Origin of the sequence: Oleiagrimonas sp. MCCC 1A03011 (assembly GCF_003267965.1) — a bacterium.
GTDB lineage: Bacteria > Pseudomonadota > Gammaproteobacteria > Xanthomonadales > Rhodanobacteraceae > Oleiagrimonas > Oleiagrimonas citrea.
In genome coordinates this window covers 122,886-139,573 of sequence record NZ_MSPY01000003.1, presented here as the reverse complement: position 1 = coordinate 139,573, position 16,688 = coordinate 122,886, and the positions used below count along the sequence as shown (strand labels likewise).

The 16,688-nt window shown below is 66.0% G+C and carries 18 protein-coding genes and 1 tRNA gene; 15 read left to right on the top strand and 4 right to left on the bottom strand.

All coding sequences use genetic code 11. The features are described 5' to 3' along the window. Window positions 1-50: 50 nt before the first annotated feature. Entirely contained in the window at window positions 51-365 is a 315-nt protein-coding gene (locus BTJ49_RS07175) for a hypothetical protein (RefSeq protein ID WP_113065082.1), read from the bottom strand. Window positions 366-547: 182 nt separating this feature from the next. Between BTJ49_RS07175 and BTJ49_RS07170 the strand changes: the two genes are divergently transcribed. From BTJ49_RS07170 to BTJ49_RS07120, 11 genes are all read left to right on the top strand, one after another. After that, window positions 548-1,468: a LysR family transcriptional regulator gene (locus BTJ49_RS07170; protein ID WP_113064708.1), complete on the top strand. Its 921-nt coding sequence runs from the start codon at window positions 548-550 to the stop codon at window positions 1,466-1,468. A gap of 144 nt (window positions 1,469-1,612) precedes the next feature. Then, window positions 1,613-2,248 carry a cytochrome c biogenesis heme-transporting ATPase CcmA gene (gene ccmA / locus BTJ49_RS07165; protein ID WP_113065081.1) on the top strand — a complete coding sequence of 212 codons (636 nt, stop codon included), beginning with the start codon at window positions 1,613-1,615 and terminating at the stop codon, window positions 2,246-2,248. Then, window positions 2,245-2,931 carry a heme exporter protein CcmB gene (gene ccmB, locus BTJ49_RS07160; protein ID WP_113064707.1) on the top strand — a complete coding sequence of 229 codons (687 nt, stop codon included), beginning with the start codon at window positions 2,245-2,247 and terminating at the stop codon, window positions 2,929-2,931. The genes ccmA and ccmB overlap by 4 nt, the downstream gene beginning before the upstream one ends. 48 nt (window positions 2,932-2,979) lie before the next feature. Further along, window positions 2,980-3,732, top strand: coding sequence for a heme ABC transporter permease (locus BTJ49_RS07155; RefSeq protein ID WP_113064706.1), 753 nt, complete (start codon window positions 2,980-2,982; stop codon window positions 3,730-3,732). A 1-nt stretch (window position 3,733) separates the two neighbouring features. Further along, window positions 3,734-3,964, top strand: a complete 231-nt coding sequence (gene ccmD / locus BTJ49_RS07150; RefSeq protein WP_113064705.1) for a heme exporter protein CcmD — start codon at window positions 3,734-3,736, stop codon at window positions 3,962-3,964. After that, on the top strand, window positions 3,961-4,434 hold the full coding sequence (gene ccmE / locus BTJ49_RS07145; protein ID WP_113064704.1) for a cytochrome c maturation protein CcmE: 474 nt from the start codon (window positions 3,961-3,963) through the stop codon (window positions 4,432-4,434). Before ccmD ends, ccmE begins: the two co-directional genes overlap by 4 nt. Next, window positions 4,434-6,419, top strand: a complete 1,986-nt coding sequence (locus tag BTJ49_RS07140; RefSeq protein ID WP_113064703.1) for a heme lyase CcmF/NrfE family subunit — start codon at window positions 4,434-4,436, stop codon at window positions 6,417-6,419. The genes ccmE and BTJ49_RS07140 overlap by 1 nt, the downstream gene beginning before the upstream one ends. Continuing rightward, window positions 6,416-6,973, top strand: a complete 558-nt coding sequence (locus BTJ49_RS07135; protein WP_113064702.1) for a DsbE family thiol:disulfide interchange protein — start codon at window positions 6,416-6,418, stop codon at window positions 6,971-6,973. Before BTJ49_RS07140 ends, BTJ49_RS07135 begins: the two co-directional genes overlap by 4 nt. Then, entirely contained in the window at window positions 6,970-7,404 is a 435-nt protein-coding gene (locus BTJ49_RS07130; RefSeq protein ID WP_113064701.1) for a cytochrome c-type biogenesis protein, read from the top strand. Before BTJ49_RS07135 ends, BTJ49_RS07130 begins: the two co-directional genes overlap by 4 nt. Window positions 7,405-7,447: 43 nt before the next feature. Further along, a complete protein-coding gene (locus tag BTJ49_RS07125) occupies window positions 7,448-8,530 on the top strand; it encodes a tetratricopeptide repeat protein (RefSeq protein ID WP_113064700.1) in 1,083 nt (360 codons plus the stop codon). 104 nt (window positions 8,531-8,634) lie between these two features. Then, the gene (locus tag BTJ49_RS07120; protein ID WP_113064699.1) at window positions 8,635-9,741 is read left to right on the top strand and encodes a homoserine O-acetyltransferase; all 1,107 of its coding nucleotides are present in this window, start codon (window positions 8,635-8,637) and stop codon (window positions 9,739-9,741) included. 157 nt (window positions 9,742-9,898) lie between these two features. Here BTJ49_RS07120 and BTJ49_RS07115 read toward each other — a convergent pair whose 3' ends face one another. Next, window positions 9,899-11,443 carry a DHA2 family efflux MFS transporter permease subunit gene (locus BTJ49_RS07115; protein WP_113064698.1) on the bottom strand — a complete coding sequence of 515 codons (1,545 nt, stop codon included), beginning with the start codon at window positions 11,441-11,443 and terminating at the stop codon, window positions 9,899-9,901. Between the two features lie 120 nt (window positions 11,444-11,563). Here BTJ49_RS07115 and BTJ49_RS07110 point away from each other — a divergent pair, with 120 nt between their 5' ends. From BTJ49_RS07110 to BTJ49_RS07095, 4 genes are all read left to right on the top strand, one after another. After that, window positions 11,564-12,142, top strand: a complete 579-nt coding sequence (locus tag BTJ49_RS07110) for a cysteine dioxygenase family protein (RefSeq protein ID WP_113064697.1) — start codon at window positions 11,564-11,566, stop codon at window positions 12,140-12,142. A gap of 23 nt (window positions 12,143-12,165) precedes the next feature. Next, a tRNA-Leu gene (locus BTJ49_RS07105) sits at window positions 12,166-12,252 on the top strand. A 229-nt stretch (window positions 12,253-12,481) separates the two neighbouring features. Continuing rightward, on the top strand, window positions 12,482-13,015 hold the full coding sequence (locus tag BTJ49_RS07100) for an FHA domain-containing protein (RefSeq protein WP_113064696.1): 534 nt from the start codon (window positions 12,482-12,484) through the stop codon (window positions 13,013-13,015). Between the two features lie 4 nt (window positions 13,016-13,019). Then, the gene (locus BTJ49_RS07095; RefSeq protein WP_113064695.1) at window positions 13,020-14,729 is read left to right on the top strand and encodes a protein kinase; all 1,710 of its coding nucleotides are present in this window, start codon (window positions 13,020-13,022) and stop codon (window positions 14,727-14,729) included. A 19-nt stretch (window positions 14,730-14,748) separates the two neighbouring features. Here BTJ49_RS07095 and BTJ49_RS07090 read toward each other — a convergent pair whose 3' ends face one another. After that, window positions 14,749-15,465 carry a LysM domain-containing protein gene (locus tag BTJ49_RS07090; RefSeq protein WP_113065080.1) on the bottom strand — a complete coding sequence of 239 codons (717 nt, stop codon included), beginning with the start codon at window positions 15,463-15,465 and terminating at the stop codon, window positions 14,749-14,751. Between the two features lie 262 nt (window positions 15,466-15,727). Further along, on the bottom strand, window positions 15,728-16,570 hold the full coding sequence (locus tag BTJ49_RS07085) for a PP2C family serine/threonine-protein phosphatase (RefSeq protein ID WP_168184690.1): 843 nt from the start codon (window positions 16,568-16,570) through the stop codon (window positions 15,728-15,730). Window positions 16,571-16,688: the final 118 nt, after the last annotated feature.

The window sequence follows — 16,688 nt, the reverse complement described above, 5'->3', positions numbered from 1 at the left end:
ATGATTCCTCGTCATCGGGAATGGATAAGGAAGTGGAAGCGAACGAAAACTCAGGCTGATCTGGACCGGACCGGTGCATCCAGCTCGACGACCAAGCCTCCCGGCAGCGACACGAACAACTGCGCATCGCCGGATGCGGGCACGATCGAAACGTCGTGGACAAACCCGGCTCGATTCAGTCGTTCGACCACGGCCTCGGCGGCAAGCTCGGTGCGGAACGCGATGTGTCCGAAACGCACGGCCTTGCCCGCATGCCGGTCCGCGATCACGTGCATCACGGCCTGATTGCCCGCGTACAGCCACTGCCCCGGAAACGGGAACGGCGGGCGGGCGCCTTCCCGCAAGCTCATCACTTCGATGAACAAGCGATCGAGCGGACTTTCGGCGCCGGCGAAAAGCTGGACGTGATCGAAGCGCCAAAGGGGCGTGGAAGGCATTTCGGCAGACATGGGAAACGGGGTCGGCGAGCAGGGACGCTCAGTATGAAAACTTGCACAGGCATGAAAAACAGCGCATACAGAGTTTCAGTTTCAATATTTTTTTGAATATGAAAGCGCTCGCCGACCTCCGCCTATTCCTCAGCACCGCCGAGCTGGGCAGCCTCTCCGCCGCTGCCCGCGCGCTGGACACCAGTCCGGCCGTTGCCAGCGCGGCGCTGAAGCGACTGGAAGCCGAACTCGAAGCGCAGCTGTTCGTGCGTTCCACACGCAGCCTGCGACTGACGCTCGAAGGCGAGCGCTTTCTGCAGCATGCACGCGAGGCGCTGCGCAGTCTCGACGAGGGGCGCGAAGCACTGCGCGGCGACCGTGCCGAGCTGCGCGGTGAACTGCGCATTTCCGCGCCTTCGGATTTCGGCCACCAGCGCCTGCGTCCATGGCTGGATACCTTTCTTCAGCAGCATCCGCGGCTGCAGCTGCGACTGCAGCTATCGGACCGCCTCGCGGACGTGTACCGCCAGCCCATGGATGTCGCGCTGCGCTACGGCGAGCCCCCCGACTCGTCCCTGATCGCGCTGCCGCTGGCGCCGGACAACCGGCGTGTGCTGTGCGCATCGCCCGACTACCTGGCTCGGACCGGCACGCCGAAGTCGCCTGCGGAACTGAGCGAGCACAACTGTCTGCGCTTCCTGCTCAGCGACGAATTGCGGACGCACTGGCGCTTCACCGCGCCGGACGGTCGCGTCTGCAACGTCGGCATCCACGGCGATCGCGTCAGTGACGACGGCAACGTGGTGCGCGGCTGGGCGCTGGACGGTCTCGGCATCGCGTACAAGTCCTGGCTGGATGTGTCCGCCGACGTGGCTGCGAAACGGCTGGTGGTCCTGTGCCCGACCTGGCGTGGAGACCTTGCCCCACTGCACCTGGTGAGTCCGGACCGCCGACTGCTCAGCCCGGCGGTGCATCGGCTGCGTGCCTTCCTGGAGGAACGCTGCGCCGCCATCGGACCACCCGAGCGGACCCACCCATGATGTCCGGGACCAGAACATCGGAACGGGCCATCCGCCAGCAGTCTGTGCAGCGCTTCGGAAAAGCTTTTCGACAACGCGGCCAGCCGTCGCATGGACAGGCACCGCGCCCGCTGGGACAATCGCGCGATTGACTGCGGGATCGCCATGACAGCAGAGAACTCGCCATCCGCCCTGCTCGCGGCACGGGATCTGACGTTTCTGCGTCAGGACGAGCCGGTGTTCGGCCCGCTCGACTTCGCGCTTCGCGCGGGCGAAGTGGTGCTGGTCGAGGGCGACAACGGCAGCGGCAAGACCACGCTGATGCGCGTCGTCGTCGGCCTGCTGCACGCCGACGAGGGCACGCTGTACCTGGATGGCGCGCCGCTGGATCGCGACCTGGCGCGCGGTCGCCTGCTGTTTCTCGCCCACCACCTCGGGCTGAAGGCCGATCTCTCGCCGCTGGAAAACCTGCGCATCGCCATCGGCCTCTACGGCTGCCGCGAAGCGATCACGCCGCAGCAGGCGCTACACACCGTCGGCCTGCAGGGCTACGAACACGAACCCGTGCGCCAGCTTTCGGCCGGACAGAAGAAACGTTCGGCGCTGGCGCGACTGCTGCTCGTGCCCGCCGACATCTGGCTGCTGGACGAGCCGTTCGCCAACCTCGACCGCGAAGGCATCGCCCTGGTCAACCGCCTGATCGAGCGCCATGTCGCCGAAGGCGGCGCGGCCATGGTCACCAGCCACGGCGCGGTCACGTTCCTGCACGGCGAACCGCGCCGATTGAGGCTGAGCGCATGATGCCCGGTTCGTTGCGTGCCGCCTGCGTCGCCGTGTTGCGCCGCGACCTGCTGCTGGCCTGGCGCCGTCGAGGCGACATCGCCCTGCCGGTGCTCTACGCGCTGATCGTCACCACACTGTTCCCCTTCGCGCTCGGTCCGAACGACGACCTGCTGGCACGCGTGGCCGGCGGCGTGGTGCTGGTCACGGTGCTGCTGGCGATGCTGCTGGCCTTCGACGCCCTGTTCCGGCCGGACCTGGAGGACGGCTCGCTGGAGCAGCTGATGCTGGCGCCGCAGCCACTGGCGCTGCTGCTGGGCATGAAGATCCTCGCGCACTGGGTGTCGACGGCGCTGCCGCTGATCGTGATCGCGCCGATCCTGGCCTCGATGTTGCATCTGCCCACGCATGCCAACGCGGTGCTGGTCCTCGCCCTGCTGGTGGCGACGCCACTGCTGAGCCTGCTCGGCTCGGTACTGGTGGCGCTGACGGCGGGTACCCGACGCTCTGGTATGCTGCTGGCGCTGATGCTGCTGCCGCTCTGCGTGCCGGTGGTCATCTTCGCTGCCGGCGCCGTGTCCGCGGCCCAAGAGGGACTCCCGTGGATTGCGCCGATCGCCTGGTTGGGCGCCGCGCTGGCACTGATGCTGATCCTGGCGCCGCTGGCCTGCGCCGCCGCCCTGAGAATCGCCATCGATGCATGATTTCACCCCCTCCTTCCACCATGGACGACGTCGCGAAGGTGCGCTGACATGAAATGGATTCCGCTGTGGATGCATCAGCTCAGTTCGCCGCCGACCTTCTACCGGTTCGCGTCCGTGCTGCGGCCGTGGTGCATCGCGCTGGCCTTGATCCTGACCGCCGTGGGCCTGTATGGCGGTCTGGTCACCGCACCGGCCGACTACCAGCAGGGCGACGCCTTCCGGATCATCTACATCCACGTGCCCAGCGCGGAGATGAGCCTGTTCATCTACGGCGTGATGGCCGTGGCCGGCTTCATTGCCGTGGTCTGGCGACTGAAACTGGCCGAATCGGTGGCCATGCAGTCGGCGCCGATCGGCGCGGCGTTCACCTTCATCACTCTGGTCACCGGCTCGATCTGGGGCTACCCGACCTGGGGCACCTGGTGGACCTGGGACGCGCGCCTGACCTCCGAGCTGGTGCTGCTGTTCCTGTACCTGGGCGTGATCGGGCTGTACCACGCCTTCGAGGATCGCCGTCAGGGCGCGCGCGCGGCCGCTTTCCTGGTGCTGGTCGGCGTCATCAACCTGCCGATCGTGCACTACTCCGTGCAGTGGTGGCACACCCTGCACCAGGGCACCACCGTGCGGCTGTTCGGTCCATCCAAGATGGAAGCCGACATGCTGTGGCCGCTGCTGGTGATGATGCTGGCGAGCAAGTTCTACTGGGCTGCCAGCCTGTGCGGTCGCGTGCGCACCGATCTGCTGTCGCTGGAAAGCGGCAAGCAGTGGGTGCGCGCCCTGGCCGAGCGGGAGGGCCGCTGACATGGAAGCCTTCCTGCACATGGGCGGCTACGCCGCGTACGTCTGGCCGGCCTATGCCGTGTTCTTCGTCGTGCTGCTGATCGACTTCTTCGCGCCCAATCTGCGCCGTCGCCGCGTGCTGCGGGAACTGCATGCGCGCATGCAGCGTCAAAAGGCGCGCGAGGCCCGCAAGGCCGCACAACGCTCCCCGTCGGACGATTCCGGTCCGACCACGACGCCACTCGACTCATGAATCCCAAGCGCAAACGCCGACTCATCATCGTCCTGCTCGTGATCGCGGCCGCCGCGGTGGCGATCAGCCTGACCGTGTTCGCCCTGCAGCAGAACATGAACTATCTGTACTCGCCGACGGAGATCGATGCCGGCAAGGCGCCTCCGCACCACCAGTTCCGCCTGGGCGGCGTGGTCAAGGAACATTCCGTTGTGCGCGACGGCCACTCGCTGAAGGTGCAATTCACCGTCACCGACCGGTTCCACGACATGCCGGTGGTCTACACCGGGATTCTTCCCGACCTGTTCCGCGAGGGACAGAGCGTGATCGTCACCGGACACATGGACGGCCACCATTTCGTCGGCACCGAGGTGCTGGCCAAACACGACGAGACCTACATGCCCAAGGAAGTAGCCGACGCCATCCGCAAGGCGCAGGCGGCGGGACGCGCCGATCCCAAGCACATGGCGCATCCGAAGGGAGGCTCCTGATGCTGCCCGAACTCGGACAATTCGCGCTGGTCCTGGCGCTGCTTCTGGCTACCCTGCAGGGCGTGCTGCCGCTGATCGGCGCCTGGCGCGACAGTCCGGCGATGATGGCCGTGGCGCGCCCGGCCGCCATCGGCCAGGCGGTGTTCGTGGCGCTGGCTTTCGGCGTGCTCGCCTACGCCTTCCTGACCTACGATTTCTCCGTCGCCTACGTCGCCAGCAATTCCAACCTGGCGCTGCCGTGGTACTACCGCTTCGCCGCGGTCTGGGGCGCACATGAAGGCTCCATGCTGCTGTGGATGCTGATTCTGAATCTGTGGACGCTGGCGCTGGCACTCTTCGGCACGCGGCTTCCCGAAGTCTTCCACGCACGCGTGCTAGGCGTGCTGGGTCTGCTCAGCGTCGGCTTCCTGCTGTTCATCCTGCTGACCTCCAACCCGTTCACGCGCCTGCTGCCGCCGCCGATGGATGGCGCCGATCTCAATCCGGTGCTGCAAGACCCCGGCATGACCTTCCATCCGCCCGTGCTGTACATGGGCTACGTGGGCTTCTCGGTGGCGTTCGCGTTCTCCATCGCAGCGCTGCTCGGCGGCGGCCTGGACAAGCAGTGGGTGCGCTGGGCGCGGCCGTGGACCAACGTCGCCTGGGGCTTCCTGACGCTGGGCATCGTCGCCGGCAGCTGGTGGGCGTATGCCGAACTGGGCTGGGGCGGCTGGTGGTTCTGGGACCCGGTGGAGAACGCCTCGTTCATGCCGTGGCTGGTCGGCACGGCGCTGATTCATTCGCAGGCCATCACCGAGAAGCGCGGCTCGCTGCCAGCGTGGACGGTGCTGCTGTCGATCTTCGCCTTCTCGCTGTCGCTGCTGGGCACCTTCCTGGTGCGCTCGGGCGTGCTGACCAGCGTGCATTCGTTCGCCGCCGATCCCAAACGTGGCGTGTTCATCCTGATCTACCTGTGCATCGTCATCGGCGGCTCGCTGCTGCTATATGCGCTGCGCGCGCCGAAGGTGGCCGGCGGCAAACCGTTCGCACCGCTGTCGCGCGAAACGCTGCTGCTGATCGTCAACCTGCTGCTGACCAGCGCCGCCGCCATGGTGTTGCTGGGCACGCTGTTCCCGCTGATCGGCGACGCCTTCAATTGGGGCCGCATCTCGGTCGGTCCGCCCTACTTCGGTTCGCTGTTCATTCTGCTGATGGCGCCGGCGATTCTGCTGCTGCCGCTGGGACCGTTCGCGCGCTGGGGCCGCGCCGAAGGCCGGCTGCTGCTGCGCATCGGGCTGCAGGCCGCGATCGCGGCGGTCGTGCTGGCCAGCGTGCTGTTCATCGCGCGCATGAGCGGCGTGCCGTCGTGGCGCGCGATCCTCGGCGGGCTGGCTTCGATCTACGTGTTCTACGGCGTGCTGGCCTTCGCCCGCAAGCGCTGGCGCGAAGCGCCGCGCGGACGCCGTTATCCGGCGGAGATGCTGGGCATGCTGGTGGCGCACTTCGGCGTCGGCGTGTTTCTCGCCGGCGTCCTGCTGACCACCGCGCTGAGCGTCGAGCACGACATCCGCATGGCGCCCGGCCAGACGGAGACCATCGGCGCCTACGGCTTCCGCTTCCAGGGTGTCACACACACCACCGGCCCGAACTGGAAAGCCGACCAGGGCGCCGTGCAGGTGCTGAAGAACGGCCAGCCGCTGACCGTGCTGCACCCGCAGAAGCGCACCTACGAGCGCGGCCAGGTGCAGACCGAGTCCGCCGTCGACGCCGGTCCGATGCGCGATCTGTACGTCGCCCTCGGCGAACCGCTGGACAACGGCGCCTGGGCCATGCGCATCTACGTGAAGCCCTTCGTGCGCTGGCTGTGGGGCGGCGGCATCCTGATGATGCTCGGCGGTTTCCTCGCCGCCGCGGATCGACGCTTCCGTCTGCGGCGCGAAGCCTCGTCGGATCGCCCGGCGCCGAGTGTCAATGCGGACCCGCAGGCGGAGGCCTCGCAGGCATGAACCGCGCGCTGCCCCTGATCGGTTTCGCACTGCTGGCCGTGTTGTTCGGTTTCGGCCTGTGGTGGAACACACGCCACGACCAGCGCGAAGTGCCCTCACCGCTGATCGGCAAGCCCGCGCCTGCCTTCAGCCTGCCGCTGCTGGACGATCCGTCCACGCGCGTGAGCAAGGCGGAAATGCTCGGGCAGCCTTACCTGGTCAACGTCTTCGCCAGTTGGTGCATCGCCTGCGGCGAGGAGCATCCGGTGCTGATGCAGGAAGCGCGCCAGCTCGGTGTGCCGGTGATCGGCTACAACTACAAGGACGACCCGGACGCCGCCAAGGCCTGGCTGGCGCAGCACGGCAATCCGTACAGCATGGTCGTCACCGACCGCAGCGGCGCTACCGCCATCGACTTCGGCGTCTACGGCGCGCCGGAGACTTTCCTCATCGACGCCGACGGCATCATCCGCTACAAGCGCATCGGCCCGCTGACGCCGCAGGTCATCGCCGACGTGCTCGAACCGAAGATCCAGGCGCTGAAGCACGCCGCACCAAAACAGGAGTCGCCATGAAACGCCGGCACGTTCTGCTCCTGCTGCTGGGCCTGTGCGTGGCCTTCGCCGCGCACGCCATCGACCCGCTGAAATTCAAGGACCGCGCGCAAGAGCTACGTTTCCAGCACCTGACACGGGAACTGCGCTGCCTGGTCTGCCAGAACGAGAGCCTGCTCGACTCGCAGGCCGAACTGGCGCAGCAGATGCGCCACATCATCTACGAGCAGATGCAGAACGGCCGCAGCGACGACGAAATCAAGCAGTATCTGGTCGACCGCTACTCGGACTACGTGCTGTACGACCCACCGCTGAAACCGTCCACCTGGCTGCTGTGGTTCGGTCCGGGTCTGATTGTGCTGCTCGGCGCCGCCGGCGTGCTGTTCACCGTGCGCAAGCGTGCGCGCTCCGCCCCTGCGACTCCGCCGCCCATCGACGACGAGGACTGGTGATGCCTTTCCGTTTTTCCACCGACCGTCGCCAGGAGCCGACTTCGTGAAGACCGAATTCATCCTTGTCGCCACCCTGATGGTCCTGCTCGCGCTGGCGCTGGTCGTGGTGCCGATGCTGCGTCGCGGCCGCCGCAGCGGGCAGCCGCGTCACGCGCTGGTTCTCTCGCTGCTGGTGCTGTTTGCCCTGCCGCTGGCCGCACTGGGCCTGTACCTGCACGTCGGCACGCCGGCTGCGCTGAACAAGAGCGCCCTGCAGCCACAAATGACGCTGGACCAGGCCGTCGCCAAGCTGCGCGCGGAACTCAAACAGCACCCGGACAACCTGCAGGGCTGGCTGATGCTCGGCCGCACCTACGCCGGCACCGAGCGTCCGGCGCTGGCGCGCGATGCCTACGGCAAGGCGCTCAAGCTGGCTCCCGACAATGCCGACATCATGATCGCCTGGGTCGAGGTCGACGCGATGGCGCGCGCGGATCATCGCATCGAGGGGCAGGCCCGTTCGCTGCTGCAACGGGCGGTCAAGGCCGACCCGCGCAATCAGCGCGGGCTGTGGCTGCTGGGCATCAGCGACTACCAGCATGGCCATTTCGCCGACGCCGTGCTGACCTGGCGACGGCTGCAGGCATTGTTGCAACCCGGCTCCAAAGTGGCGCAGGCGGTGAAGGAGCAGATCGCGATGGCCAATGCGCGCGCCGCCGGCAAGACGCAGAAACAGGCCATGGCGCTGCTCTCGTCTCCGGCATCGTCGACAAGCGCTGCCGCTGCTGCGAAGGCGGACGAAGGCGCGCACATTGCCGTGCGCGTGCGCCTGGACCCGAAGCTTCGTGATCATGTGAAGCCCGGCGACACCCTGTATGTCTTCGCCAAAGCACAGCGTGGCCCGCCGATGCCGCTGGCCGTCATTCGCCTGAAGGCTTCCGCACTGCCGACCACGGTGATGCTCACCGATGGCATGGGCATGACTCCGGCCATGCGCCTGTCCAGCGTGCCCGAGGTGATGGTGACCGCACGCATCTCGCACAGTGGTCAGCCGACGGCCGCCGCCGGCGATCTCGAAGGCAGCGCGGGACCGATCTCGACTCATGCAGCGGCCCCCGTCGACGTGACCATCGACCACGTGCACTGAAGCCGAGCGGGACAAGCCCCGTTCGGCGCGCTTCATCCACGGGGCTTTGGGTTCCCCAGCCTCTCGATATACAGTGCCCGCTTTGCCGCCGAACCGGATTTCGCATGGCCGATGCTCGCCGCTATCACGACCTGCCCTCGCCCTTCGCCATGAAGCGGGGTGGCGAACTGCATGACGCGCATGTCGCCTACGAAACCTGGGGCACACTTGATGACGATGCGGGCAATGCCATCCTGATCCTCACCGGCCTATCGCCCAGCGCGCACGCCGCGTCGAACGAGGACGACCCCTCGGATGGCTGGTGGGAAGCAATGATCGGCCCGGGCAAGCCCATCGACACGAACCGCTGGTTCGTCGTCTGCGTGAACTCGCTGGGCAGCGACAAGGGCTCGACCGGGCCGGCCTCGATCAACCCGGACAATGGCGAACCGTACCGCCTGGATTTTCCCGAACTGACGCTGGAAGACGTCGCCAACGCCGCGCACTGCGTGATCGAGAGTCTGGGCATCACACGGCTGGCCTGCCTGATCGGCTGCTCGATGGGCGGCATGGCGGCACTGGGTTACATGCTGCAGCATCCGGGCACAGTGAGCACGCATATCAGTGTCGACACCGCACCGCAGGCGCAACCCTTCGCCATCGCCATCCGCTCGCTGCAGCGCGAGGCGATCCGGCTGGATCGCAACTGGAACGAAGGCCGCTATTCAGACGAGGACTACCCCGAACGTGGCATGAGCATCGCGCGCAAGCTCGGTGTCATCACTTATCGTTCGGCCATGGAGTGGAACGGCCGGTTCGCACGTATCCGGCTGGATCCCGAGGAGCGCCCTGGCAATCCGTTCGGCTTCGAGTTCCAGGTCGAATCCTATCTGCAAGCCCACTCGCGCAAGTTCGTGCGCCATTTCGACCCCAATTGCTACCTGTACCTCTCGCGCGCCAGCGACTGGTTCGACGTAGCCGAATACGGCGACGGCAGCGTGCACGAGGGTCTCAAGCGCATCTGCATCGAACGCGCACTGGTCATCGGCGTCACGACGGACATCCTGTTCCCGCTGGAGCAGCAGGAACAGATCGCCAAGGGCCTCGAAGATGCCGGAGCCGACGTCGAGTTCGTGGCGCTGGATTCGCCGCAGGGACACGATGCGTTCCTGGTCGACATCGAGCACTACGGTCCCGCCATCGGCGGCTTCCTCGATCGTCTACCACGCTGACTCCGACTCCTGACGCGACATCGAGCGCCAAGGCAGGCCACTCAAGCGCCGGACGCGGCTCCGCGCAACGCTTACCGTCCATCCATGCACGGCCCCGGAAAAGTGGAATCGCATTCCGCGGCCGCCCTCTTCCACGGGCAGCGCCGCCGTTCCCTGCTCAATCCTCGGCCGCGGCCGCATTCGACTTGGCGTGGAAGGGCGGCTTGGTCAGCCACAGCACCGCGATCAACGCGATGAACACCCAACCCAGCACGTGCATGATGTCGTTGAAGGCCATCTGGAATCCCTGCCGCGTGATTTCGCTGTTCAGGATCAACGCCGCCCGCGTGTCGTGTCCGCCTTTGCCCATTTCCTCCAGCGCGGCGCGCGCCGTCGGATTGTAGGGCGTGATGTGCGAGGCCAGCTGCGCGTGGTGAACCACGGCGCGCCGGTCCCAGACGAAAGTCGTGATCGACGCCGCGAAGCTGCCGCCCAGCGTGCGCAGGAACGTGGAAAGCCCGGAACCGGAAGCGATCTCGTTGGGCTTGAGGTCGGACAGCAGGATCGTCAACACCGGCATGAAGAACAGCGCCACGCCGAGCCCCTGGAAGCCGCGCACCAGGGCCACGTGCATGAAGTCGACGCCGACGTAGAACTGCGACTGCGCGAAGCAGGTCAGTCCCAGCACGACGAAAGCCGCCGCGGCGACCAGTCGCAGATCGGTCCTCGGCGCGTACTTGCCGACGAAGAACGTGAGCAGCACCGGCATGATGCCGATGGACGCGCCGGCCAGACCTGCCCAGCTCGCCGTGTAATGCAGCGTGCGCTGCAGCCACAGCGGCAACAGCAAGCCCATGGCAAAGAAAGTCGAATACGACAGGATCAGCAGCACCGTACCCGCCGCGAAGTTGCGATGACGGAACAGGCGCAGATCGACGATGGGTTCGCGGTCGGTCAGCTCCCAGATCACGAACACGATCAACGCGACGACCGAGACGATGGTCATGATCACGATGAACGGCGAATTGAACCAATCCGCATCGTTGCCCTTGTCCAGCACGATCTGCAGCGAACCGACACCGATGATCAGCGCGATCAGACCGATGTAGTCCACACGCGGCCGCTCGGTGACTTCCTTCTTGCCGGCCAGCTGCGCGCCGATCACCACACTGGCGAAGATGCCGATGGGCACGTTGATGAAGAAGATCCACGGCCACGAATAGGTGTCGGTGATCCAGCCGCCGAGCGTGGGGCCGACGATCGGTGCGACCACCGTCACCATGCCCATCAGCGCCAGCGCCATGCCGCGCTTTTCCGGCGGATACACCGCGATCAGCAGGCTCTGTGTGATCGGGTACATCGGCCCGGCCACCGCGCCCTGGATGGCGCGGAACACCAGCAGCATGCCCATGCTCTCGGACAAACCGCACAGCATCGAGGTGATCGAGAACAGCAGCGTGCACCACACGAACAGCTTCACCTCGCCGAAGCGCCGCGCCAGGAATCCCGTCAGCGGCAGCGAGATCGCCATGCATACCGTGAACGAGGTGATGACCCAGGTGCTCTGGTTGTAGCTCACGCCCAGATTGCCGGCGATAGTCGGCAGCGATACGTTGGCGATGGTCGTGTCCAGGACACGCATGAACGTGGCCAGGGAGAGACCCAGCGTCGTCAGCACCTGATTGGGCGGTTGGTAATGCGATTCGGCCACAATAACTGTCATGACAGGTAGTCAATCGGCACAGGGTAGCATCCCTGCGTGCGAACATCTGCCCGCGCTCGACTGTTCGCTACGCGCAGCACTGCTAGAATGGATCGACCGTTTCCAGCAATGACTCCGCGTATGCTCGCTCTCGAATTCCCCGGCTGCCGCACCCTGGTCGATGCACTCGACCATGCAGTGAGCCACGCTTCCACGACCGAAATCACCGATGCACTGCGCAACACGCTGTGCCGCCTGATCCGCGAACAGGAAGTCGAACTTCCTGCCTGCGTGTTCGAGGCGCATCCCGAGCACTACGCACGGCGGGAGCTGTACCGCAGCGAGCAACACGGCTACTGCGTCACCGCGATGACCTGGGGCCCTGGCCAGGGCACGCCGATCCACGATCATAGCGGCATGTGGTGCGTCGAAGGCGTCTGGCGCGGCGCGCTGGAGATCACCCAGTACGAACTGCTGGAGCACGAGGAACGCCGCTACCGTTTCAACTCCGTCGGCGCGATCCAGGCCGGCCCCGGCTCCGCCGGAAGCCTGATTCCACCGCACGAATATCACACCATCCGCAATCCCAGTGCAGACGATGTCGCGGTGAGTCTGCACATCTATTCCGGTCCGATGACCCAGTGCGCGGTATTCGCGCCGCTCGAAGGTCAATGGTACGAACGCGGCGATCGCGCATTGTCACTCGACCAACTGCACTGATTTGCGGCATACTCGCCGACCGCGCCGAAGTGGCGGAACTGGTAGACGCGACGGATTCAAAATCCGTTTCTGGAAACAGAGTGTGGGTTCGAGTCCCACCTTCGGCACCAAATTTCGAACGACGAACCCGTCGATTCGCGACAAAACCCGCCTCCCGGCGGGTTTTGTCGTTTTCGACCATGGAAATCCTCACGCTCCTCGGTCCGCACATGAATGCGAGCATGCCGGCCTCATCGAGCAAATGTGCACGAGGTCCCAAGCTGGACGATTCGGCATTGCGGCACAGCGAAAGGCGGTGCAAGACAGGTATATTGGTCAACCTGTCCAGGGGGATGCCACATGAACAATCACGCCGACCCGTCTCGACGCGGCGCTCACGCTCGCACGTCCGGTCCGCAGGGCACGCAGCTGTTCTCCGCCGAGGAACTGCGCCGCCATACCGCCAGCGGCCCGCACTACGATGCACTGGACCGCGCCAGCGCCAACCGTCCCGTGCTGCAAGGCGCGAGCGACAGCATGGAGGGCAAGCGCTTCTCGCTGCGGGCGGGCCGCCAGACCATCGGCCGGCACGAAGAAAGCGACATCGTCATCGACGACCTCAGCGTGTCGTCCTCGCATGCCTGGATCATGAATCAGAACGGGCACTACGTGATCATGAACACGCTGTCGACCAACGGCACCTTCGTCAACGATCAACGCGTCCACGACGCTGTGCTCAAGCACGGCGACCGCATCCGCTTCGGCCAGGCGGAGTTCGTGTTCCGCACGCGCGAGAACGGCCCGCTCGGCGGCCTGCGCACGCTGCGCATCGTCGCCGGCGTACTGGTGGTCGCGGGGCTCGCCGCCCTGGCCTGGTGGCTGTACGCCCACTGATTCGATGATCGACGAAGCCCTGCCCGCACAGGTCGGCCGCTACCGCATCGAGGGCATCCTCGGCGAAGGTGCCTCGGCGGTCGTGTATGCGGGCTTCGACCCCGATATCGAACGCAGGGTGGCCATCAAGTGCCTGCATCGCGAGGTCGCCGCCGACGCAGGCTACCGGCGGCGCTTTCAGGTCGAGGCACGCGCGGCGGGCCATCTGAACCACCCGCACCTGGTCACGATCTTCGATACCGGCGAGACCGATGACGGCCGCCCCTACATCGCCATGGAGCGCCTGACCGGCGACGCGCTTTCCACACGCGTGGAAAAAGAGGGGCCGCCGTCGCTTCCGGTCATCATGAACATGGCCGTGCAGATCGCCGACGCGCTGGACTATGCGCATGGCGAAGGCATCGTCCATCACGACATCAAGCCCGAGAACATCATGTTCATGGAGGGCTGGAAGCACGCCAAGCTCAGCGACTTCGGCATCGCCGAACGCCGCGGCGTGCCGCGCGACGCCGAAGGCGGCGAACAGCGACGCGTCATCGGCGGCACGCCGTCCTTCATGGCGCTGGAACGACTGGAAGGGCATCGCGCGGATGCGCGGAGCGACCTGTTTTCGCTGGGCGTGGTGCTGTTCTGGCTGGTCACCGGCAAGCTTCCGTGGCAGGAAACCGGCGACGTGCAGCGCCTGGTCAAGGAGCGCAAACGCAACCCGCAGCCATCCATCGAGCCGCGCGATCCGTCCACGCCCTCGATCCTGATCGGCATCGTGCGCACCCTGCTGGCTCAGGCACCGGATGCGCGCTACCAGAGCGCCCGCGAACTCATCGACGACCTGAAACTGGCGCAGCGCGAATACGCACGACTGCAGGAAAATCCCCTGACCGGCCGCATCATCTCGCTGCGGGTGCGCTGGGCCAGCATGCTGGGCGTCACCCTCACCCTGGTGCTGTTGGTCGGACTGGCCGCGATCTACGGCAAGCAGCGAACTGCTGTGACCGGACTGGGGCTGGACTACGGCAGTTCGCTCGGCCGTATGATCGCGCACGAATCGGCGGAGAATCTCCTCCTGGGCGACCGCGCCGCGACGCGCGCCCTGGTCGAGGACATCGCCCGCAACCGCCAGATTCACTACATCGCCATCGCCGGGCGCGACGGCCAGACCATCGCGAGCACGATTCGCAGCGAGGTCGGCAAGCCCCTGCCCGCGCTGAATGCCGACGATTACCTGTCGCGCGAGGACGAAGTCGACAGTTACCACAGCCATGTCCACGGCGAACGCGACGCCATGCTGCTGTTCGCCACGCCGATCCGCTATCAGGACAAGGTCGTGGGTCACCTGCGGCTGGGCGTCAGCAGCGCACCGCTGGTCGCAGCCCAGCACACAACGTTGTGGGTCATCGCGATCGTGCTCGGTGTGACGCTGATCGCCGTGATCGGGGCCGCCTACTGGCTGTTCCGTCGTCCGCTGATTCTGCTGGACCTGCTCAGCGAAGCCATGCTCCGCGTCGCGCGCGGCGACTTCAAATACCGCATCCGTCTGGTTCGCCGAGACGAACTGGGACGCCTGTTCACGGCCTTCAATCTCATGAACCAGTCACTGCACGCACGCTTGCGCGCCTCCGACCGGCATGCTCCACGGCGCACCGCCGAACGCGCGGTGCAGACTACGCAGATCCTCCCCGTTCCCGAGGAAACGCCCGAGAACGCGGAAACCTGAACGTTTCCCGTGTTCTCGCTCAGAGCTGTTTCAGGCGACTCTTCAATTCTCGCGCACGAGCGCGGTAGACGATTGCCGGCTCGTAGTTCGGGTCGATGGCCAGCACCCGGTTCCACAGCGCAATCGCCGGATCCAGTTTCTGATCGCGGTACAGCACGATCGCGCGCTGGTGGTAGGACGTCAGCAGCTGCTTGCGCAGCGTACTTGCGTCGTGGTCGGAAGGCTTCAGCTTCGGATCCAGATCGAGCGCCTGCCCCAACCTATCCAGCGCTTGCTTTTTGTGCCCCTCGTGGAGCAGCGCAAGGCTCTGCGACTGCAGTTGCTCTGCGCGGTCGACCGGTCCGCTGGCATCGTCCGGTGCGGCGGCGGCATTCGAAGGAGCCGGCTCGGGATTCTCGACCGGCGCGGCGGCCATCGTCGCGCGCACCTTGGCCGGACTGTCGGCCGGCACGCGGACTTTCTGCCCGAGCTGCAGGACCGACGGATTGTCAGCGTGGTTGTAGCGGGCCAGCGCCAGGAAGCGCGTCGCCGAGCCCAGGTATTTCGCCGCCAGCGTGCCGTAGGACTCGCCCGGCTGCACCACATGCATGCGTGAGTGCGCGCCCAGGAGCTTGTTCGGATTCACGGTCAGCTGCCGCCACAGATCGCGCGCATAGCGATCATCGGGATGCACTTCCAGATACCGCCGCAGTTGCTTGCGCCCTTTTGCGTAGTGCCCAACCTGAAGCTGTTTCATGATGATCGTCTTCAGTGGCACGACCGATTCCGGATGCCGCACCGCAACCGGTGGTCTGGCCGCTGCGGGCCTCGTCGTGGTCGTGACCTCGGGCTTGTGAATACCGAGGACGTTGCGCTTGAACGTCTGCAGCTGCGCACAGCCTCCCAGCAGCCATGCGCATGCGATCCATGCCGGCGCAACGCGCGCCACGCGACGGCATCGCCCCTGAAACCTCGATCTCGATGTCATACGTCCCACGTGCTCCATGCCTTTCATGGCATCAGGCCGCCGCATCGCGGCGACGGCCTTTCAAAAGATCCGAAACATGCAGCCAGAAACTGACTGCGGCGCGATGCAGACGTCCTGCATCCATCGCGCGCACCAGAATCAGGGCCGCGTTGTCGCCTTCGCGACCGCCTCGCTCGACCGCCAAAGTCAGCGCCTCACGCAGCGCTTCCGACTGATCGTCGCGGGTCACCAGACGCCCGAGCTCCTGCGCAGTAAGGTTTTCCCAGACGCCGTCGCTGCACAGCGCGAAAGACTGCCCCGCATGCAGCATGGCGCCGCCGTGATCGACCTCGGGCGGCTCGTCGCCGCCCAGACCGCGCAGCAGCTTGTGCTGATCGGGGTGGCTCGCGACGTCCTCCGGAAGCAGCTCACCGCGCTGCACACGCCATTCGGCCAGACTGTGGTCGCGCGTCCGCGCCAGGCAGCGTGCCCCCTGGAACAGATACAGGCGACTGTCGCCGACATGCACCCAACTGGCGCGATCGTCGCGAAGCAGCAACGCCACCACGGTCGAATGCGGTTCGCCCTGGCTCAGACCGAGCCGGCGGCGATGAAGTTCCTCGTGCGCTTCCATGCACAGATGCTCCAGGAATAGTGCGGCCGGTTGTTGCAACCACGCCTTCTGGTTCCACAGGCGACGCGCGGTCGTGACCACGCCGTCGGCCGCCAATTCTCCCGCGCCATCGCCGCCCATGCCGTCGGCCAGCACCAGCAGCAGGGTGTCCTCGGCCGCATCATGCAAGCAGACGAAGGCATCCTGCTGACTCGCACGGCCGCCCTGCGCGCGGCCTGCGGCCACGCGCGGCGAGGACTGGAAGTCGATGTGCTTGTCCACGATCCGGCATTCCCCCTGTGCGATCGCGGCGAGCGTGCACCGTATTCGCGCACCTCAGTATACCGGCGCGGTCGGCGACGGACCCAGAGACCGTGGTCACACTCGTGAATATCCGTCC